This window comes from Microbacterium sp. NPDC058021, assembly GCF_042885955.1.
Classification (GTDB): domain Bacteria; phylum Actinomycetota; class Actinomycetes; order Actinomycetales; family Microbacteriaceae; genus Microbacterium.
Window position 1 is genome coordinate 483,420 of record NZ_JBHVRF010000001.1, and the last position, 16,932, is coordinate 500,351.

The window sequence follows — 16,932 nt, forward strand, 5'->3', positions numbered from 1 at the left end:
CGTCATCCCGAGTGAGCATTCGTCGCGCTGAGTGAGTATCGGCGCGGGGAGGGCGCTCGCGCACGCGAATGCCGACTCGGCGGCGTGAGTACTCACTCCGCGGCGTGAGTACTCTCTCGCGATCGAGCGCGCCGGCGCAGTTCAGGCGCCGGCGACGATGGCGTTGTCGAGTTCGTCGGCGTCGACGCCGGGCCGGTCGATCCGGTTGGTGAGAAGGACGTAGGCGACACCGGCGGACGGGTGCACCCAGAACTCGGTGCCGGGCCATCCGGAGTGTCCGTAGACGTCGCGGTCGACGAGACCGGGAGCGCGCGTGCGCAGATTGAACGTGAAGCCCCAGTCCTGCCCGCTCTCGGCGGGGTACGGCTCCAGCCGGGGGATGTCTCCGGTGAGCGGTCGGCGCATCATCGCGTGCGTCTCGGGCCGCACGATCTCGCCAGCATCGCGCAGCAGCGCCGAACCGACCGCCAGCAGATCGGTGGCCGTGCCGATCATCCCCGCGCCGGGATGCCGTTGCGTCGCGAACGCCGCGATGTCCACGCCCGCAGCGTCGGCGTCGACGATGGGATGCGGGTCGGCGCCTTCGTCGAGCGTCAGGCCGTCCGCCCCGATCGACTGCGCCCACGCGGCGACATCGGCATCCCAGGTCTGCCCGGTCGCGTGGGAGACGAGCGCCGCGATGCCCTCAAAGGCGAGGGTGGAATACCTGGACGCGGCCCCGGCGGCGAAGTCGCGACCCGGTGTCAGGAGAGCGTCCTGCAACGGTGTCGCGTCGTCGAGCTCCGGCTCGGGGATGCCGGAGGTGTGGCTCACCAGATGCTCGAGCCGCACGATGTCGTCGCGCCACGAGCCGAATCCTGCGACGGCATCAGACAGCGGGGTTTGGAGCGCGAGCCCTCCGCGTTCCACGGCGCGCGCTGCGGTGAGGCCGGTCAGCACCTTGGTGATGGAGAAGAGCCGGTAGGCGTCGTCGACGCTCACCCGGCGACGGGCGTCGCCCCCGAACGCATCGAGCGCGACGACGCCGTCGGCCGTCGCGACGCCGAGCACCGCCGACGGCAGGCGACCTGCCTGCACGTGTCGGCGGGCCCAGTCGAACGCCGCGGCATAGTCCGTCATCGCATCCATCCTCGAATACTCACTCGGAACCTCGAATACTCACTCGGGGGCGAGAATACTCACTCGGCGACCCCAGTACTCACTCGGCGCGGGGGAGGTACTGGAGCGGGGCGTGGGTGCGGGCGACGAGGTCGCGCAGCGATTCCAGCGAGCCGGCCACGAGACCGGCGGCACGCGCCTGCACCAGCAGGTTGCCGAGCGCCGTCGCCTCGACGGGGCCGGCGAGCACCGGCATCCCGGCGCGGTCGGCGGTGCGCTGGCACAGCAGCCGGTTGAGGGACCCGCCGCCGACGATGTGGATCGTCTTCACATCCACGCCGCCGATCGCGCCCGCGAGGCGCGCGGTGTCGGCGAACGCCTGCGCGAGGGATTCCACGATCGAGCGGGCGTACTCCGCGCGGGTGCGCGGGGCCGCGACGCCGTGCTCGGCGCACCACGCGTCGATGCGCGCGGGCATGTCGCCCGGCGGCAGGAAGCGCGCGTCGTCGACGTCGAACACCGGCACGGATGCCGCATCCACCTCGGCCGCCGAATCCAGCAGGGTCGGCAGGTCGATGTGATGTCCCTCCCGCTCCCAGCCGCGCACCGTCTCGCTGAGGACCCACAGGCCCATCACGTTGTGCAGCAGGCGGGTGCGCCCGTCGACGCCGCCCTCGTTGGTGAAGTTCGCCGCGAGGGCTTCGGTGCTCAGCACGGGGCGCTCGACCTCCACGCCCACCAGCCCCCACGTGCCGCACGAGATGTACGCGGCCGACTCGGCCTGCATCGGCACCGCCACGACCGCGGAGGCGGTGTCGTGCGAGCCGACGGCCGTGACGCCCGCCGACGGTCCGGCGCCGAGCGAGGCGGCGACGGCGGGCAGCAGCGCACCCAGGTGATCGCCGGGGGCGATGAGGGTGGGAAGGATGCCGCGGGGGAGCCCGAGCGACGCGATGAGTTCGTCGTCCCACGCAGCCTCGCCGCCGCGGAGCAGCCCGGTCGTGGAGGCGTTGGTGAGTTCGGCGCGGGCCTGGCCGGTGAGCCAGTAGCCGACGAGGTCGGGCACGAGCAGCGCGGTGTCGGCGAACGCCAGCAGGTCGGCCGGCTCCGCGGCCAGCTGGTACAGCGTGTTGAACGGCAGGAACTGCAGTCCGTTGCGGCCGTACAGTTCGGCGTGCGGCATCCGCTCGTGCACCGCGGCGACGCCCTGCTCGGAGCGGGCGTCGCGGTAGTGGAACGGCGTCCCTACCAGTCGGCCCTCACGCAGCAGCCCGTAGTCCACCGCCCACGAGTCCACGCCGATGCTCGCGATCTCGGGGGCGACGCGGAACGCTTCGCGCAGTCCCACGAGGGCGGCACCGTACAGACCCAGCAGGTTCCAGTGCAGCCCGTCGGGGGTGGCGACGGGGTCGTTGGCGAACCGGCCGACGGTGGTCGCCTCGAGCGTGTCGGGCCCGACGTGGCCGACGATGACCCGGCCGCTGGTGGCACCGAGATCGACCGCCGCAACGGTGCCGACCACGGCCGAACCCGACCCGCTCATCGCAGGAACGCGGCGGCGACGCCGGAGTCGACCGGGATGTGCAGACCCGTCGTGCGGGACAGCTCGGGCCCGGTGAGCACGTACACGGCATCCGCGACGTTCTCGGGCACGACCTCGCGCTTGAGGATCGTGCGGTTCGCGTAGAACTGGCCGAGGTCCTGCTCGTCCACGCCGTAGGTCGCGGCGCGGTTGGCGCCCCAGCCCGAAGCGAAGATGCCGGAGCCGCGCACGACGCCATCGGGGTTGATGCCGTTGACGCGGATGCCGTGCTCGCCCAGCTCCACCGCGAGCAGGCGCACCTGGTGGGCCTGGTCGGCCTTGGTCGCCGAGTACGCGATGTTGTTCGGGCCGGCGAAGACGGAGTTCTTCGACGAGATGTAGATCACGTCGCCGCCCATCTTCTGCTCGATGAGGGCCTTGGCCGCCGCCTTCGCGACGAGGAACGAGCCCTTGGCCATGACGTCGTGCTGCAGGTCCCAGTCCTTCTCGGTGGTCTCCAGCAGGGGCTTGGACAGCGACAGGCCCGCGTTGTTGACGACGAGGTCGACGCCGCCGAACGCGAGGAGGGTGGCGTCGATCGCGGCCTGCACGCCCGCGGCATCCGCCACGTTCGCCGCGACGCCGATGGCGACGTCGGTGCCGCCGAGCTCGGCCGCGACGGCCTGGGCCTTCTCGAGATCGAGGTCGGCGACGACGACGCAGGCGCCCTCGGCGGCCAGGCGTGTGGCGATGGCCTTGCCGATGCCGGAGGCTGCGCCCGTGACGAACGCGATGCGCCCCTGGTGGGTCTTCGGCTTCGGCATGCGCTTGAGCTTGGCCTCTTCCAGCGCCCAGTACTCGATGCGGAACTTCTCGGCATCCGAAATGGGGCTGTAGGTCGACAGTGCTTCGGCGCCGCGCATCACGTTGATGGCGTTGACGTAGAACTCGCCGGCCACGCGGGCGGTCTGCTTGTTGGCGCCGTAGCTGAACATGCCCACGCCCGGGATGAGCACGATGAGCGGGTCGGCGCCGCGGATGGCGGGGCTGTCGGCCGTGGCGTGCGCGTCGTAGTAGCCCTGGTAGTCGGCGCGGTACTCCGCGTGCAGCTCCTGCAGGCGGGCGATCTGCTCTTCCACCGACGCGGATGCCGGCAGGTCGAGGATCAGCGGCTTGACCTTGGTGCGCAGGAAATGGTCGGGGCAGCTGGTGCCGAGGGCGGCGAGGGCAGGGGCCTTCTCGGAGGCGAGGAAGTCCAGCACCGCGGCGCTGTCGGTGTAGTGGCCCACCATGGGCTTGTCGGTCGAAGCGAGGCCCCGGATCGTGGGGGCGAGGGCCGCGGCGCGGGCGTGGCGCTCCGCCTCGGGCAGGGCTTCGAAGCCGGCGCGCACGCCGCCGAACGGGTCGGCCTTGCCGTTGCTCGCGATGTAGTCGGCGGCGGTGTCGATGATCCACAGCGAATTGCGCTCGGACTCCTCGGAGGTGTCTCCCCACGCGGTGATGCCGTGGCCGCCGAGGATGCAGCCGATCGCCTGCGGGTTCTGCGCCTTGATCTCGGCGATGTCCAGGCCCAGCTGGAAGCCGGGGCGGCGCCAGGGCACCCACACGACCTTGTCGCCGAAGATCTCCGTGGTGAGCTTCTCACCGTCGGCGGCCGTCGCGATGGCGATGCCCGAGTCGGGGTGCAGGTGGTCGACGTGTGCAGCATCCACCAGCCCGTGCATCGCGGTGTCGATCGACGGCGCGGCGCCGCCCTTGCCGTGCAGGCAGTAGTCGAACGCGGCGACCATCTCGTCTTCGCGCTCGACGCCGGGGTAGACGTTCACGAGCGCGCGCATGCGGTCCAGGCGCAGCACGGCCAGGCCCTGCTCGGTGAGGGTGCCGAGGTCCCCGCCGGAGCCCTTCACCCACAGCAGCTCGACCGGGTCGCCCGTGACCGGGTCGGTCTCGGTGCCCTTGGCGGAGGTGTTCCCGCCGGCGTAGTTGGTGTTCTTGGGGTCCGCTCCGAGGCGGTTGCTGCGAGCGATCAGGTCGGCTGCGGCGGGATTGGTCATGAGGAGGTCACCTTTTCAGTGTTCGTTCGATTGTGACGATGAGGGGCGGGGCCCGCCGGTTCGGTGGCGGACCCCGCCGCAGGATCAGACCGTGGTGGTCTCGCGCGCCGGTGCGGCGCCGAGGCGGGCCTGCGGTGCGCCGTAGCGCTCGAGCTCGATCTCTTCGAGCGTCTTGCCCTCGGTCTTGGGCGCCCAGATGGTACCGATCAGCAGCGCCGCCACGAGCAGGCCGATGATGAGCAGGCCCAGCTGGCCGAGCCCGATGCTGTTCAGCAGCACCGGGAAGACGAGGCTGAGCAGCCCCACCATGACACGGGCGAGCATGAACAGCATGCCCTGGGCGCTCGCGCGGTAGCGGGTGGCGAACAGCTCCGCCGTCCAGAGACCGTAGAACGCCTGCGCGCCCAGTCCCGCCGAGATGCCCCACGCGCACGCGAAGAACAGCAGCGAGAAGACTCCGGGAGGGGCGAAGACGAGGACCACCCAGGCGATGACGCCCAGCAGCGCGCCGCCGAAGTACAGCCAGCGCCGGCTGACGCGGTCGCCGTACCGCATGAACCCGAAGTAGGTGGCCAGCGCCGTGAGCGTCCACACCAGCACCTGCAGGAGGTTCTGTGCGGCGGGATCCTCGAGGCCGGCGGCGGCATACACGCGCGGCTGGAAGATGCCCGCCTGGCCGGCGACGGTGTTCCAGAGGCCATAGACGCCGATGAGGAACGCCAGCGCACCGAAGTTGCGACGATCGGACAGCAGCCCCTTGATGCCGGAGAACAGCGACAGCTTGTCGCCGTTGGCCACGTCTGCGTCGCGGCCTTCCTTCCAGCGCTTCGATTCCGGGAGACCCCGGCGCACCCACCACGTGACCGCCGCGATGACGAACAGGTGGAAGAAGATGAGCCGCGACCCGACGATGCCCAGCGGCAGCACGAGCACGGCCAGGAGGAACCCGACCGCAGGGCCGATCGACCAGGCCAGCTGGGCCGTGCCGACGTGCGCCGCGCGGTGCTCGCTGGGCGCCTCTTCGGCGATGTAGGTCCAGGATGCCGGGACGCCCGCGCCCACGGCGATGCCCATCATCACGACACCGACCAGCAGCACGGCGAAGTTCGGGGAGAACGTCACCATGAGCGCGCCCACCATGAACAGGATGAGGTCGTAGGTGTAGATGAACTTGCGGCCGAGGCGGTCGCACAGCGGGCCGCCGATCGCCGCGCCGATCGCGGCACCGAACGCGTTCGCGCTCAGCGCCGCGACGAGACCGACGGCCGCGTCATCGAATCCGAACTCCTGCTGCCACAGCACGAGGCTCGTCGCCAGCGCGATGATGGCGCCGGCCTCGATGTAGTTCGACATGGCCACGGCGATCGTGGCCTTCCACGCCGTCAGCGGACGGCGGCTCTTGACTGCACTGCTCATCGTGCTTAGGCCCCCCAGCCGGCCTGGGTGCCGCCGACGCGCTCGGACTCGATCTTCTCCTGGTAGCCGGACGCGGCGAACGCGGCCATCGGGTCGGCGGGCAGACCCCGCGACTCGCGCCACTCGGCCAGTGCCGGGCGCACGTCAGTGGAGAAGGCGTCCATGAAGACGGCGTGGGCGCCGAGCACGTCGTTGGCGGACTGCGCCGCCGCGAGGGCGTCGCGATCGACCAGCAGGGCGCGCGCGGTCATCTCCTGCACGTTCAGCACGGAGCGGATCTGGCCGGGGATCTTGGCCTCGATGTTGTGGCACTGGTCGAGCATGAAGGCCACATCGGGGTTGTTGAGGCCGCCGCCGCGGATGACCTCGAACAGGATGCGGAACAGCTGGAACGGGTCGGCGGCGCCCACGATGAGGTCGTCATCGGCGTAGAAGCGCGAGTTGAAGTCGAACGAGCCGAGCTTGCCCAGGCGCAGCAGCTGCATGACGATGAACTCGATGTTCGTGCCGGGGGCGTGGTGGCCGGTGTCCAGGCACACCATCGCGCGCTCGCCGAGGGCGGCGACCTGCACGTAGGAGGTGCCCCAGTCGGGAACGTCGGTGTGGTAGAACGACGGCTCGAAGAACTTGTACTCCAGAACCAGGCGCTGCTGGCCGGTCAGGCGGGCGTAGATCTGCTGCAGGGAGTCCTGCAGGCGGTCCTGGCGAGCGCGCATGTCGGTCTGGCCGGGGTAGTTCGAGCCCTCGGCGAGCCAGATCTTCAGGTCGCGGGAGCCGGTGGCATCCATGATGTCGATGCACTCGAGGTGGTGGTCGATCGCCTTGCGACGCACGGCCTCGTTCTCGTTCGTCAGGGCGCCGAACTTGTAGTCCTCGTCCTGGAACGTGTTGGAGTTGATGGTGCCGAGCGTGACGCCGAGGTCCTCGGCGTAGCTGCGCAGCGCGGCGTAGTCGTCGACCTTGTCCCACGGGATGTGCAGCGCCACCGACGGGGCGAGCCCGGTGAACTTGTTGACCTGGGCGGCATCGGCGATCTTCTCGCGCGGATCGCGGGGGGTGCCCTCGGTGGTCCACACGCGGAAGCGGGTGCCGGAGTTTCCGAACGCCCAGCTGGGCAGTTCGATGCCCTGCTGAGCAAGCGTGCTCTGGATGTCGGGGGAGAGGATGCTCATCAGTGGGTGCTCTCAGTCGTGTCGGTGGTCGCGCCGGACGCGGCCAGTTGGTCGTGGAGGTTGAAGACTTCGGTGAGGGGGGTCGCTGCCTGGTCGGGGCGGCCCTCGAGGCCCTCGAAGAACGGGGCCATCTGGGCCTCCCACCGGGTGGCGACCTCGGAGGCGGCGAGATAGGCCTGGGCGGCCACGTCGTCATCGGTCTCGTAGTAGCCGATGAGGCGGCCGCCGTCGCCGAGGAACAGCGAGTAGTTGCGGCGACCGGAGGCCGCGATCTCCGCGAGCATCTCCGGCCAGACCGGGCTGTGACGGCGGATGTACTCGTCGAGCATGTCGGGTTTGACGCGCAGCTGGAAGCAGACGCGTTGCGTCGGGCTCGTCATTGAGGTCTCCTGGGTTCGGGGCGGAGTGAATCGTTTCAACAGCGTAACCCACCCCCGCGGCGTCCTGCAACGGGAAGCTGCTCGGCTCCTCGGGAGTTGGACGGGCCGCAAGGTGCGAGCGCTAGGCTCGGAAACAGATTCATAAACGAATGGATATTTATGAATGGCAAGGGTGCCGGACCGATGACGAACTACTGGGAGAGCACCGCACCCGGCGAAGGTCGACGGCGTCCGCGCGCGGACGCCGTGTCGGATGCCCGCATCCTGAGCCTCAACGGCACCTGGCGGTTCCGCCTTTCGCCGACAGTGGCCGGCACCGGCGACGCCTTCGTCGCCGACGATTTCGACGACTCGGCCTGGGATGCGATGCCCGTGCCGTCGCACTGGGTGCTCGAAGAGTTCACGCCCCTCGCCGGCGGGCCCGCGCGGTCGATGCTCGGCACCGCTGAGGGCCCGTTGTACACGAACACCGCGTACCCGATCCCGCTCGATGCCCCCCGCGTGAGCACTGAGAATCCGACGGGCGACTACCGCGTCGCGTTCGACGTGCCGGATGCTTGGGCCGGCGGCGTGCTGCGCTTCCAGGGCGTCGATTCCTGCGCGAAGGTGTGGCTCAACGGGCATGAGCTCGGGTGGTCGATGGGCAGCCGGCTGCCGTTCGAATTCGACGCGCCCGTGCGGCCCGGACGCAATGTGCTCGCCGTGCGGGTGCACCGCTGGTCGGCGGGCACCTACCTGGAAGACCAGGACATGTGGTGGCTGCCGGGGATCTTCCGCGATGTCGAGCTGATCGAACGACCTGCGCAGAGCATCGACGATCACTTCGTGCACGCCGACTACGACCATGAGACCGGAGTCGGGATGCTCCGGGTGGAGGCATCCACCTCGGGCATCGTCGAGATCCCCGAGCTCGGCATCCGTCTGGCCACGGGGGAGACGGCGACCGTGCCGGTCGAGCCGTGGAGTGCGCAGTCGCCGCGCCTGTACCGGGGAACCCTGCGTTCCCCCGGCGAGACCATCGAGTTGGCAGTGGGCTTCCGCCGCGTCGCGATCGTCGACGGCGTCTTCACCGTGAACGGCCGGGCGCTGACGTTCCGCGGAGTCAACCGCCACGAGCATCACCCCGACACCGGGCGCACGCTCGATCGCGACACGATGATCCGCGACATCGTCATGATGAAGCGCGCCAACATCGACTCGGTGCGCACGAGCCACTATCCGCCGCATCCCGAGTTCCTGCGCCTGTGCGACGACTACGGGATCTGGGTCGTCGTGGAGAACGACCTCGAGACGCACGGGTTCATCTACGCCGGGTGGGAGGGCAATCCGCCCGCCGAGGCCGTCTGGCGCGACGCGCTGCACGACCGCATGCAGCGCACGGTCGAACGCGACAAGAACCATCCCAGCGTCGTGGTGTGGTCGATGGCCAACGAGAGCATGACGGGCGACGCGTTCGAGGAAATGCGGCGCTGGATCGAGGAGCGCGACCCTTCGCGTGCCGTGCTGTACGAACGCGATCCCAGCTACAAGGACTCCGACTTCTACTCGCTGATGTATCCGTCGCTCGAGCTGCTCGAGCAGATCGGTCGCCGCGAGGAGCCCCGTGGCGGACGTCTCGGGATGCACGGCATGGTCGTCGGAGATGCCACGGCGCCCTTGCCCGACGGCGTGACAGAGGCGGACGAGGAGCGTCGCCGCGGCCTTCCCTTCCTCCTCGTCGAGTACGCGCACGCGATGGGCAACGGACCAGGATCGCTGCAGGACTACTGGCGCATCATCCGCGCGCACGACCGCTTGTGCGGCGCCTTCGTCTGGGAGTGGATTGACCACGGCTTCCACGCGGTGACGGCCGACGGCACCGCGCACGTGCTGCATGGCGACGATCTGGACTACGAACCGCGCGGCGGGCGCTTCAGCCTGCACGGACTGGTCTTCAGCGATCGCACGCCCACTCCGGGCCTGGTCTCCCTCGCGAAGGCCCATGAGCCGGTACTGGTGGAGATCGGCGACGCCGTGGAGATCTCCAACATTCGCCATTGCGCCGACACAGCCGATCTTGCGTGGCGCTGGCGGGTGGAGGTCGAGGGGCACGAGATCGCGGCGGGAGCGCTCGAGGTGCCGGTCGTCGCGGCTGGCTCTTCGGTGAGTGTGATGCTGCCCGACAGTCCTGACGCGGGAGGTGCGGGTGAGGTCGTGCTGACGGTCGAAGCCGTGCTCGCCCACGATGAGCTGTGGGCGGATGCCGGACACGTCGTCGCGTGGGGGCAGGGCGTCGTCGTGGAGCGGGCTCTGCCGGCGGTGCCGTCGGCGCCGACACAGGCTGGTGCCCCGGCGTCGTCGGGAGCAGTCGCTGTCGGACCCGCGCGGTTCGATGCGGCATCCGGTCGTCTCGTCTCGCTAGGTGCACTCGAACTGGACGGGCCGTGGATTGACGTGCATCGCGCGCCCACCGAGAACGACCACGGCCAGGGCTCGCTCAACGACCTCGCGTCGCTGTGGACGGCAACCGGCATCGATCGGATGCTCCCTCGCACGGATCGCGTCGAGCGCGGCGAGGGGTGGCTCCGCGTCGAGGGCCGCACGGCGCCGACGACGCATCCCCACGGCATCGCCTGGTCGATGCTGTGGCAGGCCGACGGCGAGGGCGTCGTGCTGACGACCGCTGTTGACTTCACAGGCCCGTGGCGCGATACGCCGTACATGCACCGCGATATCCTGCTGCCGCGCCTCGGCCTGCTGTTCTCGCTGCCGGCGGGCTTCGATGAGGTCCAGTGGTACGGGCGCGGGCCCGGGGAGACCTACGTCGACTCGTTCGAGGCGTCGCCTCTCGGACGGTTCTCGTCGTCGATCGACGGGCTGCAGACGCCCTATCCCGTGCCGCAGGAGAACGGCAATCATGTGCAGACCCGCACCCTGGCGGTGTCCGGGGAGGGGATGCCGCAGCTGCGCGTCGACGGTATGCCGGTCTTCGACTTCACGGCGCGACGCTGGACGTCGCACGACCTGCAGCGGGCGGCGAAGCCGTACGAGCTCGGGGACTCCGGCCGAGTGTGGCTCAACATCGACCACGCGCAACAGGGGCTCGGCTCGGCATCGGTGGGTCCTGCCCTCCCCGAGCAGTACCGCGTCCCGCGCGAGCACACGGCCTGGAGCGTGCGCCTGGCCGCCGACTGATGTGGACGGTGCGCCGGCACGGGTCAGAGCGCCCGCACGCGCTCCAGCAGGTCGGCGTCGCCGACCTGGCCGCCCTTCAGCAGCAGCTCCAGGCCGTCGATCGCGGGGTCGTCGGCGTGCGCGCGCAGCAGCACCACGTTCGCCCACGGATTCGCGACGATCGACAGCGAGTCGACGCCGAGCAACCGCGTGACCCGGCTCGAGGTGTCCCCGCCGCACACCACCACCCGGCGTACCACTGCGGCATGCGCGGCCGCCGCGACGACGGATGCCGCGGCCTCGGCGATCACCGCGAGAATCTCGTCCGGCCGCACGCCCGAGGCATCCGCGTCGTCCGATGTCAGGACGACGCTGCGTCCGGCTGCGAGGGCGGAAAGCACGTCGTCGAAGGAAGCCGCATCGGCGCCGAATGCGAGCGGACGCACCCACCAACCCGCCGCACGGGCGGCATCGACCTGCCGCCGCGTCTGCGCGGAACGGCTGCCGGAGACGGCGAGCACCGGTCCATCGGTGGGTGTGGTGGTGGGAATCGACCGACCCATGCCGGGAGTCGCCGCCGCGACCGCGTGGCTCAGCCCGCCCGAACCGACCGCGAACACCGGCGTCGGCAGCAGCCCGACCGCGGCACCGAGCAAGTCCAGATGCCGGTCGTCGAGAGTGTCGAGCACGACGGCCGCGGCCTCCGTCGTCGAAAGCCCCGCCGCGATCGCCTCGGGGGACGTGTATGCCGTGTACGGCATGCTGGTGATCGGCAGATCGGTCTGGTGTGACAGGTGCACGGCGAGGTCGGACTCCGTCATCGGCGTGGACGGGTGCGTCGACATCGTCGGCTGCTGGTCGAGCCGGTAGACGACGCCGTCCTCGGCAGCGAAGTGGTGTCCGAAGACGGTGTAGCGGCCGAAGTCAGGCTGCGCGAAGAGCATCGGGACGGGGCGGTCTTCGCACACCAGGGCGCGCCCGAGCTCGATCACGCGGCCGAGGTTGCCGATCGACGGGGAGGAGTCCGCGGTCGAGCACGCCTTGTACTGCACGAGGTGGGGCTTGACGCTTACGAGCGCGCGCAGCGCCGGCTCGAGCTCCGCGTCGAGGTCGGACACCGCGAGCGAACGCGCGATCCCGGCGATCCCGATGACATCAGCCTCGGCCGCGGCGGCGCCGAGCGCCTCTGTGGGCGGCACGCCCACGAACAGGCGCCCCGTCCATCCGCGGCGCTCGAACTGCAGCAGCGCGTCGACGCTGCCGGTGAAGTCGTCGCCGTAGAACGCGGCGCGGACACCGCTAGACACGGACCGGGCCGAACCTCTCGGCCGCCCGACGCAGGGCGCCGGATGCTTCGAAGGCCGCGGCGGCCGACTCGCCGCGCTCGGCGGAGGCCCAAGCCTCACGCATACTCGCGACCCCACCTGTCGCGCCGTCGGGGTGCCCGTGGATGCCGCCGCCGGCGAGCACGAGCAGGTCGGTCGTGCCGACGGCATCGTACGTGGCGTGCGCGAGGCCCGCCCACTGGCCGGAGGAGAGCACGGGCAGTGTCGGCGTCAGCCCGAGGAGGGGTTCGCGCACGGCGGCGATGGAGTCGAGCACTTCGGCGTCCGATTCGTAGAACTTGTTGCTGATGCCGTTCGTGTGCAGGTGGTCGGCGCCGGACAGCCGGGCGAGCTTCTGCCACGCGCGGTAGGCGATGCCGACCTGCTGCGAGCGGCTTATCGCTCCGAGCATGGCACGGTGCGCGTGAATCGGGACGGCGCTGAAGGTGCGCAGGTACTCGATGCCGGCGAGGCCCACGAGGTTCACGCACGCCATCACGGAGGTGCCGCCGGCAGCGACGACGAGGTCGTGGTTCGCTTCGAGGCGTCCGATGTCGTCGGTGATGTTGAACGCGTACATCGGCTTTACGCCGGTGCGGTCGGCGTGACGCTCAAGCACCGGCATCACCGCCTTCACGCGCTCGGCCAGCGGTGCGGAGGGCCCATTGGCCTGTAGCTCATCGTCCTTGATGAAGTCGATGCCCGCCTCGGCCAGCTGACCGGTGAGCTCAGCGAGATCCGCGGGGGGGAGCCCGATTGACGGCTTGACGATGGTGCCGATCATCACGCCCTCGGGGCGGCTCATGAGCCGACGCGTCCCGTCGACGCCGAACGCAGGACCGGCGTAGCGCGCTGCGAAGGAGGACGGCAGATCGATGTCGATCAGGCGGATCGCGGCGAGCTCCTTCAGCTCGAAAAGATTGCCCGCGACTGCGGCGAGCAGGTTCGGCAGCGACGGCCCGAAGTTGTCCAGCGGGAAGCGGAGTCGGAGTATGGCCCGACGGCGCAGCGCCGGGTCGCCGACGGTGCCAGGCAGCGGGCCAGCACCGGTGAGCGGGATCTCCTGGACGCTCTCGACCTGGGCGGCGAAGCGTGCCCGCAGGTCGTCGGACTCGCGTTCAACGCGCACGAACGTGCCGGTGGACTGCTCGCCCGCGAGCACCTCGGCGGCTGCCATCAAGGGAAGGGACGTCTCGATGACGTAGGTGGCGATGACGTTCTGGGTGCTCATGATCGCGCCCTCACCACACCACGGGAAGCCAGACGGACATTTCGCCGGCCCCTCGGTTGCCCCACGCGAAGTAGGGGACGAGTCGGGCGGGGATCGTCTGCAGTGGCGCGTCGTCGATGTCGCGGTAGAGACCGGATGGCTCGCCGGACGGCAGGACGGTGAGCTCGGTGTCCAGTGCGACGACGCGGTGGCCCGCGACATCCGTCTCCACCGGCTCGAGAGCGGTGCCCCGTCGGAACGCCGCCTGCTCGAGGAGGACGCCGTCAGGCAGATCGGCGCTCTCCAGCGCGTAGACGAGGGGGCCGCGCTGCACGGCGACCTGGTTGGTGATCTCCTCGGCGAGGCGGTGTCCGCGCAGCACGCGGATCGGCATCGGCAGATTCAGCTCGACGACATCCCCGGCCTGCCACTCGCGCTCCACGCGCGTGTAGGTGCCAGGTGGGGAGACCTCGACGGGAGATCCGTTCAGGGTGAGCGAGACATCCGTCGACCACCCCGGAACGCGCAGGTGCAGCGGCAGGGCCCCTGAGGCGTCGGTCACCGTGAAGGTGATGCGCCCGTCCCACGGGTAGTCGCTGTCCTCGCGGAGAGCCAAGCGGCCGGCGTCCCCGGCGACGTCGAGGTCGCTGCCGCCGTACTGGTGTACGTGCAGCCCGTCGGCCGACAGCGAGGCGATGCGCTCGTGGAACTGCGCCAGGGTGCGCGCGATGTTCGGCGGGCAACAGAAGCAGGTCAGGTATTCCTGGCGCAGCCGTTCATCCGACGGCGGCGGCGGCGGCACGATCGGCTGGCCCGTGTCACCGGGACGGCGGAGCGGGTACGGAAGTCCGCGCACCTGGCGGAGTGCGTTGGTGTAGAAGTACTCCGAGCCCGCCAGGCTGATGCTCGCGAGCAGTGCGTTGTAAGACACCTGCTCGATCACGTCGGCGTAGCGCGCATCCGGCGCACCGAGCGCCAGCATCCGCTCGCTCCACAGGATCAGGCCGATGTTCGCGCACGACTCCGCGTGGGCGGTCGTGTTGGGCAGCTGGTACGCGCGGCCGTAGGCCTGGTGCACGCGGCTGATCTCGCGCTGCCAGGGGTGCCCATCGGGGGACGCGCCGTCGTAGAGGGCACCGCAGCCGCCGGTCAGGTAGAGCTTGGTGTCGACGACGTCGGCCCAGAGACGCTCGAGGACTGCCGTGATCTCGGGATCGCCGGTCTCGGCGACGAGGTCGGCGAGGCCCGCGTAGAGGTAGTTGGCGCGCACGGCGTGGCCGGCGACGACGGTCTGCTCGCGCACGGCGACGCGATCCTGATTGTCGTCGCCGCCTTCCTCGAAGTCGTCGCGCACGCGCACGAACGACTCCGCGAGGCGCAGGTAGCGCTCGTCGCCGGTGGCGCGGTAAAGCTCGATGACGGCCATGTAGTGCGACGGGCAGATGGCGCTGCGGGCAAGCTCCACGGGCTTTTCGGTGGCCAGGCTCTCCAGAAAGGAGGCCGCCTTCTTGGCCGCAGCCAGGAGCGTCTCGCTGCCGGTGACCTGCCAGTGCCGGATGCCGGCGGTGATCAGGTGACCGAGGTTGTAGGTCTCGAAGTTGAAGCGATCGGCGAGGGCGACGACGTCTTCCTCATTCCGCTCCGCGATGAAGGTCGGAGTGTGGAGGTAGCCGTCGTCGCGCTGCACGGACGCGATGAGCGCGGCGAGGTCTTCGAGGCGCGCCTCGAGCGTGGCATCCGGATCGGTCTCCAGCCGCGCGACGGCCGCCTCGAACCATTTGTAGAAGTCGCCGTCCATGAACGGCGGGCCGACGTGCGATCCGGAGGCGAGGCCGGCCGCCATGTGGAAGTTCGCCAGGCCGGGGCTCGTGTCGGGGTCGCTCAGCGACTCCCAGATGCGGGGGACGGTGACGTCGCGGGTGCGCGTGTGTAGCTCGCCCCAGAATCCCCGCGCCCACCGGGCGTGTGCGGCGTCGAGCGGCCGCAGGGGTGCGTGGGCTCGAAGCTCGGTCGTGGGGGGCATGGGATGCGTCCTTCCAGGAGTGTGGTTCAGCCTCGCGCTGAGACGGATCACCCGGCAAGCGCAGCACTGCTTCGACGATTCAGTCACAAAGTGAATAGAATTTCAACCCCGACTGTTGACACACTTCCCAACTCGACCTACTGTCACTGATGTACCCGCACTCACTTCCGCATGTTCGTCGTCAAGGAGGACGCTATGAATACCCGCAGCACGCGGCGCAGCATGATCGTGACCGGTCTCGCACTCGCCACGATCATCCCTCTGGTGGCTTGTTCCTCTGGGGCCGCCACCCCCGCCTCGAGTGACCCGGCCGCGGCCGAGGGCAACTTCCCCGGCACCGACCCCGATACCTTCACGGTCCTCACCGCCAACGAGAACGCGACCCTCGAGGCGCAGCTCACCGCGCTGAGTGAAGACCAGTGCAAGGCCGAGAACGAGGCACTTCCGCTCGTTCACGAGAAGACGGCACAGGCCGACGTCGTGCAGAAGGTCACTCTCCTCGCCAGCCAGGACGCACTGCCCGCCCACTTCATCGCCGGAACCGCCATGGTGCGTCCGACCGGTGACCTCGGCGTCGCAGGGCTCGTCGTCGACTACGAAGAGATCCTGACCGAGACCGGCGCGTGGGACAACGTGCTTCCCGCCGCGTCATCCACCGTCAACAACGTCTACGGCCAGATGGTCTCGCTCCCGTACCAGTACAACCTCGAAGGCATCTGGTACAACAAGGAGATCTTCGCCGAGCTCGACCTCGAAGAGCCCCAGACGTTCGACGAGCTGATGGATGCCAGCGAGGCGATCAAGGCGGCCGGCTACACGCCGTTCGCGCAGGCCGGATCGCAGGGCTGGCCCCTGACGCGCCTCATGGGTCTGTACATCTTCCGCAACGCGGGTCCGAACGCGATGATCGACATCCGTGACGACAAGGCCAAGCTCACCGACGAGGCGTACGTCGCCGGTGCCGAGGCGCTGCAGACGATGGCCGAGAATGGCTTCTTCGGCGAGGGCTTCAACTCCCTCGAGGCAGACGCCGCCACCGCGGCGTTCCTGACGGGCAAGGCCGCCATGAAGTACGACGGCACCTGGATGCTCAGCAACATCAACGATGAGGCGCAGAACCAGATCGGCGCCGAGAACGTCGGCTTCATGCCGTTCCCGTCCGTTAAGGGTGGCAAGGGCAGCAGCGACGAGTGGCCCGCGAACGCCGGTACCGCGATGGCTGCGAACCCGCAGACCACCGGCCCGAAGGTCGCTGCCTGGTTCTCGTGCATCGCGGAGAACTACGGCCAGCAGGCGCTGCAGGACGCCGGCGTGCTGTCGGGCTTCAAGGTGAACGGCGAGGTCACCGACATCCCCGAGACCACCACCATGGTGCAGGAGAAGATGGCTGAGATCTCCGACACCGTGCTCTGGTTCGAGGCTCTGCTGGACGCCAAGTCGAACTCGCTCGCCTCGACGAACGTCACGCTGCTCACCACGGGTCAGATGACGGCCGAGCAGTACATGACCGACCTCCAGGCCAGCGTCGACGCCAACCGCTGATCGACCTGAGGCCCGACCATCCGCGCTCGGACGGTCG

11 protein-coding genes are annotated in these 16,932 nt (G+C 69.6%); 2 read left to right on the forward strand and 9 right to left on the reverse strand.

Going from position 1 to position 16,932, the window contains the following annotated elements; all coding sequences use genetic code 11:
* Positions 1-141 precede the first annotated feature (141 nt).
* The 6 genes from ACFVR6_RS02295 to ACFVR6_RS02320 form a co-directional block, all read right to left on the reverse strand.
* The gene (locus tag ACFVR6_RS02295; RefSeq protein ID WP_386958421.1) at positions 142-1,119 is read right to left on the reverse strand and encodes a serine hydrolase domain-containing protein; all 978 of its coding nucleotides are present in this window, start codon (positions 1,117-1,119) and stop codon (positions 142-144) included.
* Between the two features lie 79 nt (positions 1,120-1,198).
* Positions 1,199-2,641 (reverse strand): rhamnulokinase, encoded by a 1,443-nt coding sequence (locus ACFVR6_RS02300; protein WP_386958423.1) that lies wholly within the window; start codon positions 2,639-2,641, stop codon positions 1,199-1,201.
* Positions 2,638-4,674: a bifunctional aldolase/short-chain dehydrogenase gene (locus ACFVR6_RS02305; protein WP_386958425.1), complete on the reverse strand. Its 2,037-nt coding sequence runs from the start codon at positions 4,672-4,674 to the stop codon at positions 2,638-2,640. Before ACFVR6_RS02305 ends, ACFVR6_RS02300 begins: the two co-directional genes overlap by 4 nt.
* Before the next feature lie 84 nt (positions 4,675-4,758).
* Entirely contained in the window at positions 4,759-6,090 is a 1,332-nt protein-coding gene (locus tag ACFVR6_RS02310; protein ID WP_386958426.1) for an MFS transporter, read from the reverse strand.
* 5 nt (positions 6,091-6,095) lie between these two features.
* Entirely contained in the window at positions 6,096-7,262 is a 1,167-nt protein-coding gene (gene rhaI, locus ACFVR6_RS02315) for an L-rhamnose isomerase (protein WP_386958428.1), read from the reverse strand.
* Positions 7,262-7,642, reverse strand: a complete 381-nt coding sequence (locus ACFVR6_RS02320; RefSeq protein ID WP_386958429.1) for an L-rhamnose mutarotase — start codon at positions 7,640-7,642, stop codon at positions 7,262-7,264. Before ACFVR6_RS02320 ends, rhaI begins: the two co-directional genes overlap by 1 nt.
* Positions 7,643-7,825: 183 nt before the next feature.
* Between ACFVR6_RS02320 and ACFVR6_RS02325 the strand changes: the two genes are divergently transcribed.
* On the forward strand, positions 7,826-10,816 hold the full coding sequence (locus tag ACFVR6_RS02325; protein ID WP_386958431.1) for a glycoside hydrolase family 2 TIM barrel-domain containing protein: 2,991 nt from the start codon (positions 7,826-7,828) through the stop codon (positions 10,814-10,816).
* A 23-nt stretch (positions 10,817-10,839) separates the two neighbouring features.
* Here the strand turns inward: ACFVR6_RS02325 and ACFVR6_RS02330 are convergent, their stop codons facing one another.
* Genes ACFVR6_RS02330 through ACFVR6_RS02340 form a run of 3 tightly spaced genes read right to left on the reverse strand, consistent with a single transcriptional unit; the run spans position 10,840 to position 15,353 of the window.
* On the reverse strand, positions 10,840-12,102 hold the full coding sequence (locus tag ACFVR6_RS02330; protein WP_386958433.1) for a four-carbon acid sugar kinase family protein: 1,263 nt from the start codon (positions 12,100-12,102) through the stop codon (positions 10,840-10,842).
* Complete coding sequence (locus ACFVR6_RS02335; protein WP_386958435.1) at positions 12,095-13,351, reverse strand: RuBisCO large subunit C-terminal-like domain-containing protein; 1,257 nt, start codon at positions 13,349-13,351, stop codon at positions 12,095-12,097. Before ACFVR6_RS02335 ends, ACFVR6_RS02330 begins: the two co-directional genes overlap by 8 nt.
* Positions 13,352-13,361: 10 nt before the next feature.
* Positions 13,362-15,353, reverse strand: a complete 1,992-nt coding sequence (locus tag ACFVR6_RS02340; RefSeq protein ID WP_386958437.1) for a glycoside hydrolase family 127 protein — start codon at positions 15,351-15,353, stop codon at positions 13,362-13,364.
* A 195-nt stretch (positions 15,354-15,548) separates the two neighbouring features.
* Here ACFVR6_RS02340 and ACFVR6_RS02345 point away from each other — a divergent pair, with 195 nt between their 5' ends.
* Positions 15,549-16,895, forward strand: a complete 1,347-nt coding sequence (locus ACFVR6_RS02345; protein ID WP_386958439.1) for an ABC transporter substrate-binding protein — start codon at positions 15,549-15,551, stop codon at positions 16,893-16,895.
* Positions 16,896-16,932: the final 37 nt, after the last annotated feature.